Genomic DNA, 240 nt, shown 5'->3' with positions numbered 1-240 from the left:
AGCCCAAGGTGCTGAACAGCAGCACGAAGTAGCCGACGTTGCCCAGCCAGGCACTGATCCAGTAGCCCCAGGCCGAGGAAAAGCCCATGTACTCGCCAAAACCGGCCTTGGCGTAGGCATACACCCCGCCATCCAGGTCAGGCTTGCGATTGGCCAGGGTCTGGAACACGAATGCCAGGGTCAGCATGCCGACCGCGGTGATTGCCCAGCCGATCAGCACAGCGCCAACCCCTGCGCTGG

At 63.3% G+C, this 240-nt stretch carries 1 protein-coding gene; it reads right to left on the bottom strand.

All coding sequences use genetic code 11. From position 1 onward, the window contains the following. On the bottom strand, nucleotides 1–240 hold a 240-nt coding region (locus J5M58_RS27595), incomplete at both ends, for an amino acid permease (protein ID WP_207880690.1).

Source organism: Pseudomonas sp. 32_A, assembly GCF_017490905.1.
GTDB lineage: Bacteria > Pseudomonadota > Gammaproteobacteria > Pseudomonadales > Pseudomonadaceae > Aquipseudomonas > Aquipseudomonas inefficax.
Note: the sequence above shows the minus strand (reverse complement) of the source record. Positions and strands in the feature narration are given on the sequence as shown.